At 67.5% G+C, this 19,059-nt stretch carries 14 protein-coding genes; 8 read left to right on the top strand and 6 right to left on the bottom strand.

Going from position 1 to position 19,059, the window contains the following annotated elements:
- The first annotated feature begins 7 nt into the window (after positions 1–7).
- The 4 genes from LXT23_RS15270 to LXT23_RS15255 are packed head-to-tail and all read left to right on the top strand — an operon-like array spanning position 8 to position 7,795.
- Positions 8–3,160, top strand: a complete 3,153-nt coding sequence (locus tag LXT23_RS15270; protein WP_253980900.1) for a helicase-related protein — start codon at positions 8–10, stop codon at positions 3,158–3,160.
- Positions 3,157–5,025 carry a DUF1998 domain-containing protein gene (gene drmB, locus LXT23_RS15265; protein ID WP_253980899.1) on the top strand — a complete coding sequence of 623 codons (1,869 nt, stop codon included), beginning with the start codon at positions 3,157–3,159 and terminating at the stop codon, positions 5,023–5,025. The genes LXT23_RS15270 and drmB overlap by 4 nt, the downstream gene beginning before the upstream one ends.
- The gene (locus tag LXT23_RS15260) at positions 5,022–6,119 is read left to right on the top strand and encodes a 3'-5' exonuclease (protein WP_253980898.1); all 1,098 of its coding nucleotides are present in this window, start codon (positions 5,022–5,024) and stop codon (positions 6,117–6,119) included. The genes drmB and LXT23_RS15260 overlap by 4 nt, the downstream gene beginning before the upstream one ends.
- Complete coding sequence (locus tag LXT23_RS15255; RefSeq protein ID WP_253980897.1) at positions 6,116–7,795, top strand: hypothetical protein; 1,680 nt, start codon at positions 6,116–6,118, stop codon at positions 7,793–7,795. Before LXT23_RS15260 ends, LXT23_RS15255 begins: the two co-directional genes overlap by 4 nt.
- A gap of 312 nt (positions 7,796–8,107) precedes the next feature.
- On the opposite strand, the gene LXT23_RS15250 is transcribed toward LXT23_RS15255, so the two are convergent.
- From LXT23_RS15250 to LXT23_RS15235, 5 genes are all read right to left on the bottom strand, one after another.
- Positions 8,108–9,295 carry a DNA cytosine methyltransferase gene (locus tag LXT23_RS15250; protein WP_253980896.1) on the bottom strand — a complete coding sequence of 396 codons (1,188 nt, stop codon included), beginning with the start codon at positions 9,293–9,295 and terminating at the stop codon, positions 8,108–8,110.
- The gene (locus tag LXT23_RS50630; protein ID WP_407692890.1) at positions 9,210–9,707 is read right to left on the bottom strand and encodes a very short patch repair endonuclease; all 498 of its coding nucleotides are present in this window, start codon (positions 9,705–9,707) and stop codon (positions 9,210–9,212) included. The genes LXT23_RS15250 and LXT23_RS50630 overlap by 86 nt, the downstream gene beginning before the upstream one ends.
- Positions 9,708–10,167: 460 nt before the next feature.
- Entirely contained in the window at positions 10,168–11,325 is a 1,158-nt protein-coding gene (locus LXT23_RS15245; RefSeq protein ID WP_253980895.1) for a cupin-like domain-containing protein, read from the bottom strand.
- Between the two features lie 102 nt (positions 11,326–11,427).
- Positions 11,428–12,372 (bottom strand): SDR family oxidoreductase, encoded by a 945-nt coding sequence (locus tag LXT23_RS15240; RefSeq protein ID WP_253980894.1) that lies wholly within the window; start codon positions 12,370–12,372, stop codon positions 11,428–11,430.
- Positions 12,369–13,190: a lysophospholipid acyltransferase family protein gene (locus tag LXT23_RS15235; RefSeq protein ID WP_253980893.1), complete on the bottom strand. Its 822-nt coding sequence runs from the start codon at positions 13,188–13,190 to the stop codon at positions 12,369–12,371. The genes LXT23_RS15240 and LXT23_RS15235 overlap by 4 nt, the downstream gene beginning before the upstream one ends.
- Positions 13,191–13,301: 111 nt before the next feature.
- On the opposite strand from LXT23_RS15235, the gene LXT23_RS15230 reads away from it, so the two are divergent.
- Genes LXT23_RS15230 through LXT23_RS15215 form a run of 4 tightly spaced genes read left to right on the top strand, consistent with a single transcriptional unit; the run spans position 13,302 to position 17,979 of the window.
- Positions 13,302–14,255 (top strand): ABC transporter ATP-binding protein, encoded by a 954-nt coding sequence (locus LXT23_RS15230; RefSeq protein ID WP_253980892.1) that lies wholly within the window; start codon positions 13,302–13,304, stop codon positions 14,253–14,255.
- A complete protein-coding gene (locus LXT23_RS15225) occupies positions 14,252–15,280 on the top strand; it encodes an ABC transporter permease (RefSeq protein WP_253980891.1) in 1,029 nt (342 codons plus the stop codon). Before LXT23_RS15230 ends, LXT23_RS15225 begins: the two co-directional genes overlap by 4 nt.
- Before the next feature lie 14 nt (positions 15,281–15,294).
- A complete protein-coding gene (locus tag LXT23_RS50115) occupies positions 15,295–16,794 on the top strand; it encodes a methyltransferase family protein (RefSeq protein WP_323378965.1) in 1,500 nt (499 codons plus the stop codon).
- An 18-nt stretch (positions 16,795–16,812) separates the two neighbouring features.
- Positions 16,813–17,979: a pyridoxal phosphate-dependent aminotransferase gene (locus LXT23_RS15215; RefSeq protein ID WP_253980890.1), complete on the top strand. Its 1,167-nt coding sequence runs from the start codon at positions 16,813–16,815 to the stop codon at positions 17,977–17,979.
- 14 nt (positions 17,980–17,993) lie between these two features.
- Here LXT23_RS15215 and LXT23_RS15210 read toward each other — a convergent pair whose 3' ends face one another.
- The gene (locus LXT23_RS15210; protein ID WP_253980889.1) at positions 17,994–18,965 is read right to left on the bottom strand and encodes a fatty acid desaturase family protein; all 972 of its coding nucleotides are present in this window, start codon (positions 18,963–18,965) and stop codon (positions 17,994–17,996) included.
- Positions 18,966–19,059: the final 94 nt, after the last annotated feature.

Below are 19,059 nucleotides of genomic sequence, written 5' to 3'. Positions count from 1 at the left end.
TACCGCCATGAGCGACATCCGCGCCCAAGTCGTCGACTTCCTTCATGCGCACGTGGTGGGTCCCCTCAATGGGGTGAGCGACCCGCTTGAGGAGCCTCCCTACAAGCGCTACCTCATGGGGACGCTCTACCCCGCGAACGCTAGCAGCGGCGAGCTCCTCGCCGAGGAGGTCGACGACACGACTGGCGGTTCGGTTGGAGAAGAGCTGGCCGATGACCCTGTCACCCTGGCCAACTCATGGATGCCCAGCTCCATTGGCGTTAGCTTCTTCATCGTTGGCGCGCCCGTGCTCAAGTGCCAGGCGTGGGGCGCTCGTTACGAAGAAGCGCGCGTCAGGAAGAAGGGAGGCTTCCAGCGCGTGCCCATCGCGGAGCGCTCCACGCCCGAGGCCGTTACCCTCGCTCGTCCTAAAGGAAAACCTAAGGAGCACGTGCGGAGCAGCGAGGATGTGCTCGAAGGGCGCGCGCGCCTCGAGGTGCTCTGGCGGCCGGTGGGGGACGGGCAGCTCGTCACCGTGACGCTGCGCAACATCCAGGAGCAAGCGGATCCCGCCGTCGTGGATGCGTCCTTATGCCTCCACCAGGTGGGCCTCGAGTGCGCTCCCGTCGACGGGACGATTCGCGAGTACCCCTCGGTCGACTTCCTCAGTCGCGACCAGGAGGAAGCGGAGCTGCGTCTCCTGCACCGTCACGCGCGGGTCTTCGGGATCGGGCATGGCTGCGCGGCGGATTGGGTGCTCTCTAAGGACAAGCGGACCGCCCTAACCGTTCGAAGCGAACTCATGCCGTCCTTCACGGTGCCCGATGTCGTCACAGGCGGCGCCGATGACGATATCCTCCGGCTGGCGAAGCTCGCCGACCCCTCGCTCGGCACCGCGCGCCTTGAGTCCGAACTCAGCGCGTTCGCGGACAGGTACGGGCAGTGGATCGAGGGTCTGAAGGAGGCACATCCGGACATTCTTCCCTCGCTGCACGCCGCCCGGGACGCGCTCTTGAATCGCCTCCAGGGGACACTCGAGCGCATCCGCTGCGGCATCAAGGTCCTGACGGACGGTAATCATCCGGACGTGCTGCGGGCGTTTCGGCTAGCCAACCAGGCGATGCTCATGCAGATGCGCCACGGCAAGGAGGACCTCGCGGGCAAGCGGAGGCAGCGCGATCAGGTCCGTCTGCCGACCATCAACTACGCCTCGCTGGACTACAAGTGGCGCCCCTTCCAGCTCGCGTTCCAGTTGCTCGCCCTTCCCTCGGTGGTGGACCCCAGCGACAGGGACCGGGAGTTCGTCGATCTGCTCTGGTTTCCCACTGGCGGTGGAAAGACGGAGGCTTATCTCGCGCTCGCCGCGCTCTACATCTTCCATCGGCGCCTCACGAAGGGTGACTCGGGGGGAGGGACTGCGGTGCTCACCCGCTACACCCTGCGCCTGCTCACTGCTCAGCAGTTCCAGCGCGCCGCAGCGCTCATGTGCGCCTGCGAGCTGCTGCGGCGCGAGCACAGCACCATGATGGGGCAGGAGCCGATCTCCATCGGCCTGTGGGTGGGTGATGAAGTGGTGCCCAACCACTATGAGAAGGCGGCGGAGAAGTTCACGGATCTCCGCTCGGCGCCCCACCCCTCCAACCCCTTCCAGCTGGAGCAGTGCCCCTGGTGTGGCACCAGCATCATCCCCGAAAGCCATGACGAGGACGACGCGAGCTACGGCGTGCGGGCGGGCAACTCCTTCTTCGAGTTTCATTGTCCCACCGCGAAGTGCCCCTTCCACGACAGGCTCCCCGTCGGCGTCATCGATGCTGCCCTCTACGAGAACCCGCCGACGTTCCTCGTGGCAACTGTGGACAAGTTCGCGCGGCTCGCTTGGGAGCCGGGCGGGGGCGCCTTCTTTGGCGGAAGCGGCCGCCAGCCCCCGGGTCTCATCATCCAGGACGAGATGCACCTGCTCTCCGGCCCGCTGGGCACCACCATCGGCGTCTACGAGGGCGCGGTGGAGGCGCTGATGGCCTACCACGGCCCCCGCCCGAAAATCCTCGCGTCCACCGCGACCATCCGGAATGCGAAGGACCAGGTGCTGGGCCTGTTCGGCCGCCAAGTTCAGCTCTTTCCGCCCGCAGGGCTCACGGCGTCGGACTCCTACTTCGCGAGGACGGACGAGCGGAGGCCTGGGCGGCGCTACATCGGCCTGATGTCGCAGAGCCACACCCCGCACACGACCATCGTCCATACGGCTGCGGCCTTGCTGCAAGCACCGGTGGAGCTCGGCTTCAAGGCACAGGCGCTCGACGCGTACTGGACCCTCGTCGCCTACCACAACAGTATTCGGGAACTGGGGCGCACCGTGACCCTGGCGCATGACGACGTGCCCGCCCGCATCAAGGTCATCGCCCGGGACGGGTCCAGGATGCGCGAGCTTGAGGACCACCACGTGGTGGAGCTCACCAGTAACGTGGGGGGCGCCGACCTCCCCGGAATCCTTGAGCAGCTCAAGCAGTCCCAGGACAAGGACAACGCGGTCTCCATGCTGGCTACGACCAACATGCTCTCGGTGGGCGTCGACATCCAGCGACTGGGGCTCATGCTCATGAACGGGCAGCCCAAGACGACCGCCGAGTACATTCAGGCGAGCAGCCGCGTCGGGCGTGGCGAGGCCCCGGGCTTGGTCATCGCGCTCTACGTTTCCACCAAGCCGCGTGATCGATCGCATTACGAGGGCTTCATCCCCTACCACTCCGCGCTCTACCGGCACGTCGAGCCCACTAGTGTGACGCCCTTCTCCCTGCCCTCTCGGGAGCGCGCGCTCCACGCGGCGCTCGTCATTCTCGTTCGCCATGGCGTCGGGCTCTCAAAAAACGAGGACGCCTCGCGCTTCCGCCTGGACGACCCCGAGGTGCAACGCGCGCTGCGCACTCTTGAGGAACGCTCGCGCACCATCGACCCGGACGAGGCGGGGGCGACCTCCGAGCACCTGAGGATGCTCGCCGCGCAGTGGGCGGAGCTCGCCGAGGAGACCATGAAGAACCACCGGCCCCTGTACTACCGGGCGCCCTCGCCTCATACGGGCCTGCTCCGCGACTTCGGAGCCCAGGGGAAGGGGTGGGCCACGCTTCACTCGATGCGCAACGTCGACCGGCAGTGCCGGGTGCGGGTGCGAGGGGAAGATCGATGAGCCATCAACTGTCACGTGGAGTGCGCCTGTCGCAGACGCTTGCCCCCTTCGGCGTGGGGGCGATCTATGACCTGCGGGGCGAGAGCTTGATCGCCTGCGACACCTACCTATGGAAGAACCAGGGTCAGGTTATCCACAGCCGGCGCCTCGCCGAGGCACTCGGCGTGGAGGGCTTCCGGAGCGCTCCCGCGAGCACTTCGTTGTATGGAGCGGGGCACGCCCACCTTCCCTATCACCGCTTTCCCCAGTGGCTCTTCTGCCCCACCTGCCGGGCCCTAACGCGGTGGAGCATCTCCAAGGAGGTGAAGGACGAGCCGCCTCGATGTGCGAGCTGCGCTCGGCGTCCCCAGTTGGTCCCGATGCGCTTCGTCATGGCCTGCGAGCAAGGGCACCTGGGCGACGTTCCCTGGGCGTTCTGGGCGCACTTCGGGGCACGAGAGCCCAAGCAGAAGGGGTGCAAGGACCACGAGCACCTGCGGTTCATCGCCCTCGCTGGCTCCGGGGCGGGACTTCAGTCCCTGCGCATCGAGTGCAAGACGTGCGGGGTGAAGCGCGCGCTCGCGGGCATCACGAGCAAGGACACCGTCAAGGCGATGGGCCTTCGTTGCTCCGGGAAGCAGCCCTGGGAGTACCTCGAAGGCAACAAGGGTGCCTGCGACGAAACGCCGGTCATCCTTCAGCGCGGGGCGAGCAACGTCTACTTCTCCAGCATCCGCTCGGCACTCGACATCCCTCCCGAGTCGACATACCAGGAGTTTGGCCAGCTGACCCTCCAGGTGACTAATCACGACTTCTGGGTGGCGATTCGCTCCGCACCCAATGGGCCGATGGCGGAGCACGCGGTCCAGACCATCGCGGAAGACGTGGGCTGCTCCGAGGAGCAGGTCCGGCTCATCATGCGCCAGGAACTGGGCGAGAAGAAGCCGCCCAGGCAGTCCGCCGCAGGCAACGCGGACCTGGAGACGGATGAGTGGCTGGCCTTCATCACTCCCCAGGGGGAGCAGTCCGAGCGGAGCACATTCCTCACGCGTCACGTCCCGCTCTTCACCAAAGCCGAGCCTCCCAAGCCTGGCTCGGCACTCGGGCTTCTGGGACAGCTCATCGAGAAGGTCGTACTGGCCACCAAGCTGCGGGAGGTGCGGGCCCTGGTGGGGTTCAGCCGCTACAACGCGGCGGGCCCGCTGGTAAAGCCCGACCTCGGCCGCGGCGTGAAGTGGCTGCCCGCCATCGAGGTCTTTGGCGAGGGCATCTTCTTCTCGCTCAACGAGGAGCGCCTGCGCGAGTGGGAGGCGACTCCGAAGGTCGACACGCTGGGAAGAAAGCTCGAGCAGCGTCGGCAGAAGCACTTCATTGGAAGCAGGTTGAAGCCCGCCACGCCGCGTTTCGTGCTCCTCCACACGCTGGCCCACGTCCTCATCAGGCAGCTCTCCTTCCAGTGTGGCTACTCGTCCGCCTCGCTGCGGGAGCGCGTCTACGCAGGCAAAGGCGCGGATGGCGAGCCTCAGGCCGGCATCCTCATCTACACGGCGGCTGGGGATGTCGAGGGGACACTAGGTGGACTCGTCCGTCAGGGGACCTCGCCCCTCCTCGCCCACACGCTGCTGTCCGCCCTGGAGCGAGCCTCCTGGTGCTCGTCCGACCCCATATGCCGCGAGAGCCCGGGCCAGGGCTTCGGGGCGCTCAATCTCGGCGCTTGTCACGCGTGCGCCCTGGTGTCGGAGACGAGCTGCGAGAACGCGAACGTCCTGCTCGACCGCGGGCTGCTCGTGGGCATTCCAGGCGGGGTGCCTGGCTTCTTCGCGGAGATCCTCGCGGCGGCCCATCGGGACAGCGCGCGCGCTAACACCCTGGAGGCGGACGAATGAGACTCCCGGCCTACCAGGACCTCTCGCGCGAGCAAGACAGGGTGAACAACCTTCCTCTCGACGACTCCTACCTCGTCGTGGGGCCGCCCGGAACGGGCAAGACCGTCATGGCCCTGTACCGAGCCAAGATGCTCTCCGACAAGCACGTCAACGTATCCCTCCTGATGCTCTCGCGGCTCCTCTCCCAGTACACCGGGGATGCCGCCGAAAGCCTGGACATTGAGTCCGTGATCAGCACCTTCCACCGCTGGTTCTACGGTTTCTATCTCTCGACTTACCGGTGCAACTACCCGCAGGTGACCAAGTTCGTGCCCGACTGGACCGCCGTTCTCAAACGGGTGGCGACCGAACCCCCACCGGCAGGCTCGCTTCCACATCTTATCGTCGATGAAGGTCAAGACTTCGCGCCAGGGTTCTTCCTTGTCGCCGGCCACATCGCCAGGACCGTGACCGTCTTCGCGGATGAGAACCAACGCATCAACACGGAGAACTCCACTCTCGCAAAGATTCGCTCCGCCACTGGCATCAAGAAGGTTCACAAGGTCACCCGCAACTATCGCAACACCAGGGAGATCGCGGCGCTCGCTGCATGCTTCTACACGGGCTTGGAGAGCGGTATCCCGGCCCCTCCGAACCGGAGTGGTGACCTGCCAGTCCTGATCGGCCATCCCACCGCCCGGGAGACGGTCGAGTACATCCTGCGGTTCGAGCGCAATCATCCCGACCTTGAAATCGGGGTGCTGGTGCCCACCAAGCAGGTTCAGTCACGGCTCTGGTACCTCCTTGAGAAAAAAGCCCGCCACCCTGTCGTGCGCTACGTGGGGGGGAAGGGAGCGAAGAGCGAGCCCGTGAGTTTCGGACGTCCCGGAATCAAAATCATCTGTTACTCAAGCGCGAAGGGCCTCGAATTCGACGCGGTGTTCCTACCCGAACTTCAGGACTGCGCGCTGGATATGTCTCAGCCGGGAACCCAAATGATGTTCTATGTGCTGCTCGCACGGGCGAGGGACCACCTCTTCCTTTGTTACTCGGGAAAGGGCGCTCCCAAGTTGGTCAAGGCCTTCCCGAAGGAACTCTTGGAGTGGCGCTCATGAGCCCCGCCTTCCTAGTCACTAATCGATACAATCTGCTTGAGATCCTTTCCTCAGGACTCATCGTCCCGCGCGAGGGCATCGAGAAGTACTACCCCGACCTTCTTGAGCGAGCCCTAGGACGGCTTATCCTGGTTGGGGCGCCTTTCAACGAGGGGGTGCTCGCCCTAGCCAGCGATAAGACGGACCCAACGTCATTCCCGGTAGCTCTCGAACTCGACAACCATCGGCTCTCGGTTGGCAAGATCCCGAGCCTGGGGGGGGATGGTCATCCTATGGAGCAGGCTATCGGTGACCCCACCGCCATCGCTTGGGCTCCGGTGGGTGCGGTTCCGATCTCAGCCGTCAAATGCGTGCATTTCGCATCCGAAAGGGACCGTGAAGAGCACGAGGCGAGGCGGTACGAGAACATCCGCGTCGATGCGCTCCCAGGTCGAATTTCCCCCGAACTCTTCTCGAACGCTGAGTCCCGCGTTAGTCAGGAGGCGTTCCTGAAATGGCTCTCGTCGCTTCCCGTTCCCCAGGGGATAGACGCACGAGCATGGGGTACCCTCGATCGCGACGCGGGCGCATGGGCAGTCCTCGCGGCGGCGCTTCCCGCCAGTGCCAGCACCCTCGGGGCCTTCGCGGCGCTCCTCGCCGAGGCAACACAGAGCCGTCTGCCTGACAAAGGGACGAAGCGAAAGTCGAGGGCCACAGTGAGGCGTGTGGGCGGCCTTCCTGGCTGGATCGAGTTGACCCAGGCGGGAACGCGCTTGGACGACGCACCGCCCGCAAAGGTCGATCTAGATACTCGGCTCTTTATCGCGGCCTTGACCGTGTTTCGATCGAACGTGACGCAGGAGCGTTGGCGTCCACTGGAGGTCCTGGCCAGCATTGAGGCGTGTATGCGGGAGATGCACCTATCCGAGCAGGACGAAGCGGAACTCCTGAGGAACCTAGAGCCTATTCGGAGCATCCTCCGGAACGAGCGTGACTTCCATCCTCTCAATACGGGGAAGGGACTCCTCGTCGCGAAAGCGCTGCTGCTCGTGCTGCTCAGACCGGAGCCACAGCGACTTCTCGCGTGGGATCGCCAAGAGTCCGGCGCGAACGACGCAATGGTGATGACAGCAGCGGTCTTGTCCGGGCTGCTCTCCGGCCATAAGCGCCTGCCCATTTCGCTCCGGAGCGAAGGACTGGACACATTCCTCGCCGAACGCTCCGCTGGACTCCTTTTGCCACCGGAAGGGGCTTGGGCAACTCCCACCCACGCCGATCAGGATTTGTCCATTGTAGAGTTCACTCAGGAAGACGGCGGCGGCTCACTCGCACTTGTATGGCGTGGCGTTCAGATGATGAGCCGCGCCAAGCCGCATCCGACACTCGCGGAAACCATACTCTCCATGCGATTGGGCCATCCCTCCAAGAACGAGCTCGCACTTCGAATTGTCCGTGCGCTCGATTGGGTGGATTGCGTCAGGGCCATGGTGAGTCTGCCGGCAGGCGAGTACAACCTGAAGCGGGGCAAGGGGTCGAATCTCGTGCTGACGACCACCGGCTTTCCAACCATTACCCTCGCGTTGGACGAGGCGCGCTTCACCGAGCGGCTTGCCACAGAGGGGATCCCCTCGGATCGGGAGAATCAGCTTTGGGCACTCGTGAAGGGTGAATCGGCCGCGCCCCACGTTTCAGCGTGACTGGACGCTCACTCCTCTCCCAGGCTCTACACAAAACCTAGGGAGAGCCATGAAACCGGGGCAGATTCGCATGCTCTAAGCTTGGCAAGAGCGTCTCTCTGAACAGGCGGCTGTACGCAGAATGCGTGAAGCCCCTGGAGCCCACCGTTCGTATTGACTCGAGCTATGCTGCTGGGTTTGTCTCCCCGCGCGACGCGTACGCGAGGATGGATCAGTCGGACAGGCCTACCGCTCGGCAGCGGCGGGCTGTACGTCAGGTCAGTTCCGCATCCACACGCTTCGCAGTGGCAGCCGGCTGGGAGGGGACCTGCGTCACGCCGCCCTTACACCTCTCCCTCGCTTATCGACCTCGTGCAGGTGGTCAGCCACCGCACTGGCTATTTTTTTGACAAGACTAACGGGCACGGCGTTTCCCAGTTGTCGGATGTGAGCCGCCCAGGAGCCCTCGAAAATCCACTCATCTGGAAATGACTGAAGCCGCGCCGCCTCACGGATGGTGAAGTAGCGCACGCCTCCATTTGGTAGAACGAGTGTGTTCTCGCCGCCAGGAACACCATGCACACCCGCCTTGAGCGTCTTGGCTGGAAAATCCAGGTCACTTCCCGTATGCCCCGTGTACGAGCGAGCTCCTTCGACAAGCCTGTGGCCCGAGATGCCCTGGTCCGTGTTGGCTTTTGGTTTAGGAAGGCGTCGGAGGGCATCCCGCACAGTGGCCCAGGGCTCTAGGTCATGGAAAATATCCCGATTGAGTGTCTTCACCTGACCAGCTAACGTGGGAGCCGGTCCTGTGGGGCGCTTGAGTTTACGGCTCGTCCAATACGCCCCCGTCACCCATTGCGCGTGTAGCAGGGCCTCACGGGAATGAGTCGGCGGAGGAAAGGACCACTGCACGCCGAGTTTCTTTTGAAAACCGACAATGAACACGCGCTCGCGGCGTTGTGGCACTCCAAAGTCTGCGGCGTTTAGGGTCTTTGCCGCAACCGTGTACTCAAGGTCATGGTGGCCATTTGCGACGGCCTCCGCCTGAAGCCGTGAGCAATGAGTCATCCACTTTTCCTGCGGGCGCCTGGAAAACAGCGGAAACTGAAGCTGAAGCAGGATGTATGTGAAGTATTTCTGAAACCGTTCCCACATCAACCCCTTTACATTCTCGATGATGAAGGCCTGCGGCTGAATTTCACAGACTGCTTGAATGAACGCGGGGAACATATTGCGCTCGTCATCGCGTCCACGCCGCTTACCCCCGCTGCTGAAAGGCTGGCAGGGAACACCACCCGATAGCAGGTCCGCTCCCTTGTAGGGAGAGAAGTCCATCGTGCGCACATCCTGTTCAAGGACGTTCCAGTCGCCGATGCCAGATACAGACTCGTTCTGGGCATTGGTTCTCAGGGTGGCGCATGCATCCTTGTCGAACTCAACGAGTGCTTCGTGCTTGAAGTCCGCCGCGTGGACTCCGAGCGCCAATCCTCCGGCCCCCGCGAACAGTTCGACCGACTTCATGGGTTTCCTCCAAGAAAATACTGATACGCCGGGCAACTCGGGCCGTGTCCTTGAGCTGGCATTCCCAGATGACTAGGAGCTTCCATCCCGCGCGTCTGAGTTCTCGTGCCTTGGCGAGATCCCTCGTCCTGTTTGCCTCCAATTTGGGCAGCCAGAAGTCCAAACGGGACTTGGGAAGTCGTGCGAGTGGGCATGAGCGAGCGCGGTGTCTATGCCAGAAGCATCCGTGTATCTGGATGACCTTCCGGCGTTTTGGGAACGCAAAATCCGGACGGCCGGGCAGGTCATAATGCAGCTTGGCGCGGTAGCCGAGCGCGGAAACGATCTGGCGCAGCAGCAACTCGGGCTTCGTATCACGCCCTTTGATGAGCGCCATTCGGGCACTCCGCTCCTTGGGCGTGAGGGTGTCCATCATCCTAGGCCTTCCCCGCGACACTACGTGACACTGCTCCACTATATGCCCTTTATGCGAGTTGAGCAGCCCCATCGTCCAGACGGTCGCGGTAGGGACGGGCCTCGCGCCCCCCACCCCCGCGCAGATTCGGACAGACGGGAGTACTGCATCCGTCTCTTGCCTTGGGTGCTGAAGTCGAAGCGCTGCTCGGGCCATGGATGCTGCGTCTTAACAAGTGGGAGCCAAGGTCGAACGAAACGTCCCATCCGCACCCAGTTGGTCCGGTCTCGTTGTCCGCGCCACTGTAGCGTGCGGTGCCAGCGCGAGATGACCTTACACTGAAGGTCCACCTCCACCCGAAGGTGAAGGGTATGAGCTACGAAGACTGGGCAGGAACCTCGCTGGCGTGTGACGCGAAGTTGCTGAGCACGGAGGCCCTGGAGTCCCGCTGGAAGAAGTTCCAGTCGCGCTGACCTGACTAGCCCGGCTCGGCATCCCCCTGAGGCATCTCGAGCAGCTCCGGAACGACGGTCAGCACGTTCGCATTCGGGTAGAGGGTCGGCTGTCCCGCCTGGCGCTCCAGGAGCCCTTCGAGCCCTCCGGGTGACGCCGGGAACGGGTCTCCATGCACCTGGAAGGCGAACGCGTCCCACAGGCGCACCATGTGCTTGCGCCAGGAAGGAGTCAGTGCCGCGGCCGTGCGCCGCGCCTGCTCGAGGAGCGGCGAGCCTGCCTCCACCCCCGCGTTCTCGATGACCGCCCGATGGAAGCGCTCCCGCTCCTGCTGCCGCTCCGCGGGCGTGGCCCGGGCCAGCGTCCGGATGCCTTCCGAGAGGCTCTTCCAGAACTCCAGCGAGACGGAGAACGGAATCGTCATGATGAAGTTATTCACCATCACATGCAGCGGCGTGAACGACTCCACGTGGTGCCACCAGAAGGGCGGAATGAGCAGCGCATCCCCCGGCTCGAGCACCGCCACGCAGGCATGCTCCAGCGCCGTGCGGAACTTCGGGAAGCGCCCCAGGTCCGCCTTGAGCAGCTGGACATGCGTCGTGGGCGCGTAGCCGCACATCACGTCGAAGGCCGCGTGGTACATGTTCGGCAGCTGCTCCGGCGGGAACATCGTCACCCGCTTGGTGCCCTCGAACATGCAGATGTAGTTCACGAAGTCGTCGTAGTGCAGGTTGAACACCTGCCCATCCGAACCAATCCAGAACTTGCTCCGCACCCCGCGAGGATTGGTGCCCTGGAGGAAGTCGAACCGCAGCGACCCCCGGATGCGGTCCTGCTCCACCACGCCATCCTGCATGTACACGTACTCGCCCGACTCCGGCGCGGCCTTGAGGCGCCGCGCGAACTCCGCGAAGGGCACCTCGTCCGGTACCACCTCCGCGTCGTTGTCGAAGTCCACCACCGGGACGAGCGACGGAAGGTAGTGCCCCCCGGACTCCGGCGGCCGCACGTTGAAGACATGCTTGCGGTCACCCAGCTGCGCGTCGAGCACCGCGAGCTTGTCGTCCAGCGTCTTGGCCGAGCGCAGCTCCTTCAGCAGCCCGCTCTGCTCCAGCAACCCCCGGAGGATGACCGGCTCCCGGTACTGCAACCCGCGGAGCTCCTCGAGCGAGGGACGATCCATCCTGCGAACAGCCGTGGCGGAGAAGGGCAGGGGCGGCAGTGCCATGCCCCCGACGCTACCACGCCACGGCACGGGAACTCCCGGGGCCCCCGCCAGCCCCGACTACCGGCTGCCACCCGGAGTCGGCACCGGCGCGGCCTCCCGGTAGATGCGCAGCAGGTCCGCCACGCTGTGCCGGTACTCGAAGCCCGTGGCCTCCAGGAAGCGGCGGTTGTCCACGACGATGGGATAGCGCAGGTGGTCCAGCGCGCCCACGGACAGGCGTGGGAAGCCGCCCCGGCCCAGCAGCAGCTTCAGCACCGTCGTGGGCAGCGGCACCGGCGTGCGCCCCGTCTCGCGGACGATGACGGACAGCGGAATCGGCGGCGGGCCCGCCACGTTGAAGATGCCCCGCAGCGCCTTCTCCAGCGCCAGCTGTAGCGCCACCACCACGTCCTCTTCCTGGAGCACGTGGAACAGCGGGTCGAACCCCAGCACCAGCGGCACCCGCCGGCCCTTCAGGAAGGACGCCAGCGTGCCGGAGCCCGGCGCGCCCAGCGTGTACGGCAGCCGCAGCACCGCCGTCGTCACCTTCGGCAGCCGCCACAGCGCCGTGGCCGCGTACAGGTCCGCAGCCACCAGGTCCGCCAGCTCCGGAATGGCCTCCAGCGCGCGCGGGGGCTCGTCCTCCGAGTGGTACAGCGGCGAGTCCGGCGCCGCCCCGTAGAACGTGTGCCGTCCCACGAAGAGCACCTGCTTCACGCCGTGCGCCGCGCAGTGGTCGAACACCGCCTTGGTGCCGTCCAGGTTGATGCGGCCCCGCTCCGCCCCCGGCACGGTGAAGGCCGTCACGGTGGCCATGTGCACCACCGCCTCGGGATGCCAGCGCCGGAACACGTCCTCCGCCGCCCGCTTGCGCACGTCGCCGCGGAACACCTCGATGCCCGCCTCGGCCGCCTCCGGCCAGGGGCGGATGTCCACGCCCGCCACCTCGTGCCCCGCCTCCTTCAGCCGCAGGGCCAGCTTGCGCGCCATGCCTCCGGCGATGCCCGGGATGAGCACCCTCATGGCAGCAGCTTCCTTCCCGGCCGCCGGCTCTGACGCTCCGCCCGGCTCCGCTCGATGAGTCCCGCGATGCGCGCCTTCACCTTCGCCACATAGCCCTCGATGACGTGGTCCTCCTCGTCTCCCGTTCCGTGGAAGACGAGCGGCTCGCCGTAATGGATTTCGAGCTGCACCGGCAGGGGCAGCGGCAGCAGGTACGGCGTGAGCGGCACGTAGGGCACCCCCAGGAGCTTCCCCAGCGCGTACGCATTGAACACCGTCGGAATCGCCGCGCCACCCCCCAGGAAGGCAAACGGGATGATGGGCGTGCGCGTCTGCAGCGCCAGCCGGATGAAGCCCGTGCCGAAGTCCACCAGCGAGTACCGCTCGTGGTAGAGCTTGGCCGTCCCGCGGGCCCCCTCCGGGAAGATCATCAGCAGCCGGTCGTCCTCCAGGAGCCGCTTCGCGTGCTCGGGCAGCCCGGTGAACTGGCCGGTGCGGCTGGCCCACAGCGAGCTCACGGGGAACTTGTGGAGGAAGCGCTCCACCATGCCCTGCGCCAGCCGGGGCGGGTTCATCTCCAGCATGGTGGACGTCAGCACCATGGCCCCGTCCACCGCCACGCCGCCGGAGTGGTTGCCCACCAGCATCCCCCGGCCTCGCGCGGGGACGTGCTCGATGCCGTAGCAGCGCACCCGGAAGTAGTACCGGTAGATGGCCCCGAAGACCTGGAGCGCCTGCCGCAGGTGGCGCTTCGAGATGCCATAGGGGTCCACGCCGTACTCGTTGAACGGCAGCTCCAGCCGCTCCACCCGCGCTTCCAGTGAGTCGCTCTCGGACACGGGGAGCGACGGTAGCACCCCCCGCCGGAGGGCGCTGCTTTCCGGGAGGTGCCGGTTGGGAACCGTCTGTCCGTTGGGCCATACTGCCCGCGCACCCCCGCCCCCTCTTGCATGACATCCCCCACGGACGAGCTCGCCATCGAGGTGAAGGGCCTGGTCAAGCGCTTCGGCGACGTGGTGGCCGTGGACGGCATCGACCTGGACATCCGCCAGGGCGAGTGCCTGGGGCTGCTCGGCCCCAACGGCGCCGGCAAGACGACCACGGTGGAAATCCTCGAGGGCCTGCAGGAGCCCACCTCGGGCGAGGTGCGGCTGCTGGGCCTGGACTGGAAGAAGCACGGCAAGCAGCTGCGGCAGCGAATCGGCCTGACGCTCCAGGAGACGCGGCTGGTGGAGCAGCTCACCGTGGAGGAGACGGTGCGGCTGTTCGTCTCCTTCTATTCGAAGCCCATGCCGGTGGAGACGCTCATCGGGCTGGTGCAGCTGGGCGAGAAGCGCAAGGCCCAGGTGGGGAAGCTGTCCGGCGGGCAGCGGCAGCGGCTGGCGCTGGCGCTGGGGCTGGCGGGAGACCCGGAGGTCTTCTTCCTGGACGAGCCCACCACCGGGTTGGATCCGCAGTCGCGCCGCTCGCTGTGGGACGTGGTGGCCCAGCTCAAGGCGCGCGGGCGCACGGTGGTGCTGACCACCCACTACATGGACGAGGCCGAGGTGCTCTGCGACCGGCTGGTCATCATCGACCACGGCCGGGTGATTGCGAGGGGCACGCCCCGGGACATCATCGGCTCGCTGGGCGCCGAGCAGGTCATCGAGCTGGAGGGAGACCCGTCGCCGGACGTGGAGCGGCTGCGCGCGCTGCCGGCGGTGGTGTCGGCCCAGCGCCACGCCGACCGCATCACCCTGCGGGTGCGCGAGCTGCACCTGTCGCTGCCGGCGGTGCTGCACGAGGTGGAGGCCGGAGGCGGCACGCTGAAGCACCTGTCCACCCGCCGCCCGACCCTGGATGATGTCTTCATCGGGCTGACGGGCCGCTCGCTGCGCGAGGGCGAGGAAGGGAAGGCGGCATGATGGACTCCCTGCGCCAGCTCGTGCTGATGCGGCTGCGCCTCTTCTGGCGCCAGCCGGAGATCCTCTTCTGGACGTTCGTCTTCCCCGTCGTCACCACGCTGGTGCTGGGCCTGGCCTTCCGGAGCGACTCGCTGGAGCCGGTGCGGGTCGCTGTCGCGGACGGGCCCCAGGCCGAGGCGTTGCTGGCGCGGCTGGAGGGTGTGCCCGAGCTGAAGGCGGAGCGGCTGGCGGAGGGCGATGCCCGGCGCCAGCTCGCGCGCGGGCAGGTGGCGCTGGTGCTGCTGCACGGGTCTCCCCCGGAGGCGCTGGTGGACCCGAGCCAGCCGGATGGCCGCACCGCGCGGCTGCTCGTGGCCCGGGCGCTCGCCCCCGCGCAGGGCGACGCCGGTCCCCAGGTGCTGAAGGCCTCGGAGGTCTCCGAGCCTGGCAACCGCTACGTCGACTTCCTCATCCCCGGGCTGCTCGGCATGACGCTGATGACCGGCAGCCTGTGGGTGATGACCACCTCGGTGGTGAGCATGCGCGGAGGGAAGCTCCTCAAGCGGCTGTCGGCGTCGCCCATGCCCCGCTCCCACTTCTTCCTCTCCTTCCTGGTGGCGCGCGCCCTGTTCGCGCTGATGGAGGTGGCCTTCTTCTGCGCCTTCGCCCGCGGGCTCTTCGGCGTGCCCATGTTCGGCAGCTACCTGACGCTCACCTTCGTCAGCCTGCTGGCGTCCGCGGCCTTCGCCGCGCTGGGGCTGCTGGTGGCCAGCCGTGCGCGCAACGAGGAGGCCATGGGCGGGCTGGTCAACCTCGTCACGCTGCCCATGCTCTTCCTGTCCGGTGTCTTCTTCTCCTCGGGGAACTTCCCGGGCTGGCTCCGGCCCTTCATCGGGCTGCTCCCCCTGACGGCCATCAACGACTCGCTGCGGGCCATCATGCTGGAGGGCGCGGGCCTCATGTCGCTCGGTGCCCCCGTCGCCGTGCTCACCGTCTGGACGCTGGTGCCCCTGGCGCTGGCCCTCCGCTTCTTCCGCTGGGTGTGAAGGGAGCCGTTCCCGTGTCCGAAGCCGCCGCCACGTCGAGTCCCGCCTTCGTCCAGCAGCTCAACTTCCTGGCCCGTGATGCCAGCAACGAGTCCGCGGCGCTCCAGGCCGCGCTCGCGCTCGGCCTCCTGGAGCACCTGCCCGTCGCGGGCACCGCCGCGCCCGTGCCCCTGGCGGCGCTGGCCCACCGGGTGGCGGGAAATCCGCGCGGCGTCCGCTCCGTCATCGAGCCGCTGGTGGCGCTGGGCTTCGTCCACCTGGAGGAGGGGCGGGGGTATGCGCTCCCCGCGGCGACGGCGGCCTTCCTCGGCGATGCGGCCTTCACCGCCCGGCTCCATGACGCGCGGCGTGGCTGGCACGTGGCCGCGAAGCTGCCGGAGGCCGTGCGCACCGGCGCCGCCGTGCAGTGGCAGGGCGAGGCGTGGGACCTCCTCGGAAGGTACCGCGCGCTGTTCCTGGAGGCCCCCGTGCCGGCGCCGAGCGCGGTGGCCGCGGACTTCCATGACCGGCTCGCGCGCAACTTCCTCCGCACCCAGGCGCTGGTGACGGCCGCGGAGCTGGGCCTGCTGGCGCGGCTGGTGACGGGCCCGGCGCCGCTGGCGGAGCTGGCCCGGGCCGTGGGCGCCAGGCCCGAGGCGCTGGAGGTGCTGCTGGGCGTGCTGGAGACGATGGGCCTCACGCGGCGCGAGGGTGGGGCGTGGGGCTTCTCGGAGGCCGCGGGCCGGGCCCTGGACGCGCAGAGCCTGCCGTACTTCCAGCGGGCGCTGCCGGCCACCATGGCCTACTGGGAGGCCTTCGGGCACCTGGACGAGGCGGTGCGCGAGACGAAGTTCCGGTTGGACTTGCGAGACCCGGAGACGGCGCGCCGCATCTACCAGGAGAACGCCTCACGCATCTCCAGCATCTTCGCCTCGCACCTGCGGCTCAGCCGGAAGGCGGCGGAGCTGGTGCGCGGCATGCGCCCGCTGGCGGGAGCGCGGGTGCTGGACGTGGGCACCGGCTCGGGCGTGTGGGGCGCGGCCTTCGGGCTGGCGGACCCGTCCTCGCACGTCACCTTCCTGGACTCGCCGCACGTGCTGGATGCCGTGCGCCCCCACCTGGCGAAGCTGAAGCTGGAGCCCCGCTCCACGCTGTGGGCGGGAGACTGCCTCTCGGTGGACTATGGCGAGGCCGGCTACGACGTCATCCTCCTGCCGCAAATCATCCCCGCGCTGCCGCACACGGCGCTGCCGGACTTCTTCGCGAAGCTGGCCCGCGCGCTGAGGCCCGGCGGGGTGCTGCTCATCTCCGGGTACCTGCTGACGGACCGGCGCGACGGCCCGCTGGACGCGCTCTACTTCGCGCTGCGCCGGTACGTGTCCAACGAGGGGGACGTGCTGTCCCTGCCGGAGTTCCGCGCGCTGCTGTCGCCCGTGGGCCTCACCGCCGCGCGCGGCTTCGACATGCCCATCCAACAGGTCGTCGTCGCCCACCGGGGAGACGTTCCCTGGCCCGACGCCGCCACCGCCGCCTGACGCCCATCCGGGAGAGCCATGGACCCGCTGCGCCCATTCTTCATGGAGGACTACCTGGAGGGCTCGCGCTTCACCGCGCGCTACAACCTGGGTGAGTCCGGAGGCCGTCCCGTCACCGTGGGCGAGCTGCTGGGCGGCTCCGGCGTCAGCCCCGCGCAGGCCTCGGACGCCTTCCTCTCCACGCTGCTGCGCGACAGCCCCAACTGGGGGCGCGCGGACCTGAGAGACCTGGTCGCGGCCATGCACCCGGGTGCCACGCGGGAGAATGTCCTCATCACCACCGGCACCAGCGAGGCGCTGCTGCTGCTCTTCCGCCAGCTGCGCCCCCGCCGCGTGGCGCTGGCGTGGCCGGCCTTCCAGCTCCTCTACGAGCTGCCCCTGCGGCAGGGCGCGGAGGTGGTGCGGCTGCCCATCCGCTGGGATGCGCGCGGAGTGCCTTCCGTGGACACCCGGGAGTGGCTGGAGCGGCTGGAGCGCGAGCGCCCGGACGTCGTCATCATCAACAACCCCCACAACCCCACCGGCCTGGTGCTGGACGCGACGCTGCTGGACGCGGTGGCCCGGTGGGCCGACGCCAACGGCGCCACGGTGGTGGGGGACGAGCACTACCGCTTCCTCTCCTCGGACGACGCGGTGCTGGGCGCCACGGTGTACCGCCCGGACAAGCGCACCTTCGTCACCGGCTCGTTCATCAAGTGCCTGGGCTGTCCCGGCCTGCGCATCGGCTGGTGCGTGGGGGACACGGCCATGCTGGCCGGCATGCAGAACGAGAAGAACTACACGACGCACACGGTGAACCCGGTGACGGAGTGGATTTCCCACGAGGTGCTCAAGGACCTGGACAGCCCCGCGCTGCGCGGCGCACGCGAGGAGTGGCGTCGGAATCGCCGCACGCTGGCGGCCTTCCTGGAGCGCTCGCGCGGGGTGTACGGCGCCTCGCCCCAGGGCGGGCTCGTCACCAGCCTCGGCGTGCGGGGGGCTACCAACGCTCGGGACTTCGAGGCCCGGCTCGCCGCGCTGTCGGCGCAGGGCGTGTTCGTCCTGCCGCTGAGCGCCATGGAGGTCGGCGCACCGGAGGGCACGCACCCGCTGGAGCAGGGGCACGGCTTCCGCCTGGGCCTGGGCATTTCGGCGGAGCGCTTCCCGGAGGCGCTGGAGGCCATCGAGCGCGCCACGGCGGCGTAGGGCGGGAGGCGGCTCTAGCGCAGCAGCACGGTGAAGGCGTGCTCGCGCGCGGCGTAGTCCGGGTCGTGCATCAGCAGCTCATGCACGTGGCCCTGGAAGGCGGTGGGCACCGCGGGGAAGAGGTGGTGCGTCAGGTGGTACTGGTCATGCCGCGGGAAGAAGACGCGGTGGAGCGGAGCCCACGGGAGGAGGTGGTTGCGCGAGCGGTGGAACTCGTCCGCGGAGCCGATGATGCCCGCGTGGTCCACCGCGTCCGACCAGTAGCGGATGACCTGGTAGGGCACCAGGTAGGGCAGGGCGTAGAAGAGGAGGAACGCCCACCAGCCGATGCCCCACTGCGCCAGGGCCACCAGCCCCGCGACGAAGCCCCAGCGCGCCAGCGTCACCGTCCACGGGTCCGTGCGGTGGAAGAGCACGGGCCGGAGGAAGGCGGGCAGGTGCACCAGCAGCAGCGGGCGCAGCAGGTGGTGCCGGAGGAACGGGCGGCCGGGGTCCGCGAAGCCGAAGCGGCGGCGAGGCACGAAGTCCAGGTCCTTCACCGGGTCGCCCAGGTGGAGGTGGTGGGTGAAGTGCTCGCGGGTGTAGGGCTCCAGCGCGGTGAGGTCGATGATGGCCAGCACGTGCCCCAGCACGCGGTTGCGGCGCTTGCCGCGCACCAGCATGCCGTGACAGGCCTCGTGGAGCATGTTGCCCAGCGCCCGGAAGCGGGTGCCGATGAAGAAGGCCGCCAGCGGGTACAGCACCCAGCCCGCCACCGGCTGCCAGCGCATCACCGCGGCGGTGGCCAGCGCCGCCCCCACGCCGAGCGCCACGTGCAGGCCCAGGTGGGCCAGGGCCTCGGGCAGCGACTGGGGCTGGTAGCCGAGCGAGACGACGTGGCGTGCGTAGCGGGCCCGGAGCCTCGCGGCGATGGACCCCGGGCGCAGGCCGGCCTCGGGCGCGGTGCCGGAGTCGCCGGGGCTGTCCACCTGGGGCACGGCGCGCATCGGGACCTTCCGGGGGCAGGCCAGTACGCGGGGAAGAAGAGGACGCTACCGGGCGGGCGGGCGAGCGGCAAGGGCACGGCCCGGAATCCCGTCC

This window comes from Pyxidicoccus xibeiensis (assembly GCF_024198175.1).
In the GTDB taxonomy this organism is placed as follows: Bacteria; Myxococcota; Myxococcia; order Myxococcales; family Myxococcaceae; genus Myxococcus; species Myxococcus xibeiensis.
Note: the sequence above shows the minus strand (reverse complement) of the source record. Positions and strands in the feature narration are given on the sequence as shown.

Excerpts from the sequence above, each read along its gene's own strand:
- LXT23_RS15245 (WP_253980895.1), bottom strand. The coding sequence starts at position 11,325 with ATGGATCGTCCCTCGCTCGAGGAGCTCCGCGGGTTGCAGTACCGGGAG.
- LXT23_RS15240 (WP_253980894.1), bottom strand. The coding sequence starts at position 12,372 with ATGAGGGTGCTCATCCCGGGCATCGCCGGAGGCATGGCGCGCAAGCTG.
- LXT23_RS15210 (WP_253980889.1), bottom strand. The coding sequence starts at position 18,965 with ATGCGCGCCGTGCCCCAGGTGGACAGCCCCGGCGACTCCGGCACCGCG.
- LXT23_RS15215 (WP_253980890.1), top strand. The coding sequence starts at position 16,813 with ATGGACCCGCTGCGCCCATTCTTCATGGAGGACTACCTGGAGGGCTCG.
- LXT23_RS15270 (WP_253980900.1), top strand. The coding sequence starts at position 8 with ATGAGCGACATCCGCGCCCAAGTCGTCGACTTCCTTCATGCGCACGTG.
- LXT23_RS15230 (WP_253980892.1), top strand. The coding sequence starts at position 13,302 with ATGACATCCCCCACGGACGAGCTCGCCATCGAGGTGAAGGGCCTGGTC.
- LXT23_RS50630 (WP_407692890.1), bottom strand. The coding sequence starts at position 9,707 with ATGGACACCCTCACGCCCAAGGAGCGGAGTGCCCGAATGGCGCTCATC.
- LXT23_RS15260 (WP_253980898.1), top strand. The coding sequence starts at position 5,022 with ATGAGACTCCCGGCCTACCAGGACCTCTCGCGCGAGCAAGACAGGGTG.
- LXT23_RS15225 (WP_253980891.1), top strand. The coding sequence starts at position 14,252 with ATGATGGACTCCCTGCGCCAGCTCGTGCTGATGCGGCTGCGCCTCTTC.
- drmB (WP_253980899.1), top strand. The coding sequence starts at position 3,157 with ATGAGCCATCAACTGTCACGTGGAGTGCGCCTGTCGCAGACGCTTGCC.
- LXT23_RS15255 (WP_253980897.1), top strand. The coding sequence starts at position 6,116 with ATGAGCCCCGCCTTCCTAGTCACTAATCGATACAATCTGCTTGAGATC.
- LXT23_RS15250 (WP_253980896.1), bottom strand. The coding sequence starts at position 9,295 with ATGAAGTCGGTCGAACTGTTCGCGGGGGCCGGAGGATTGGCGCTCGGA.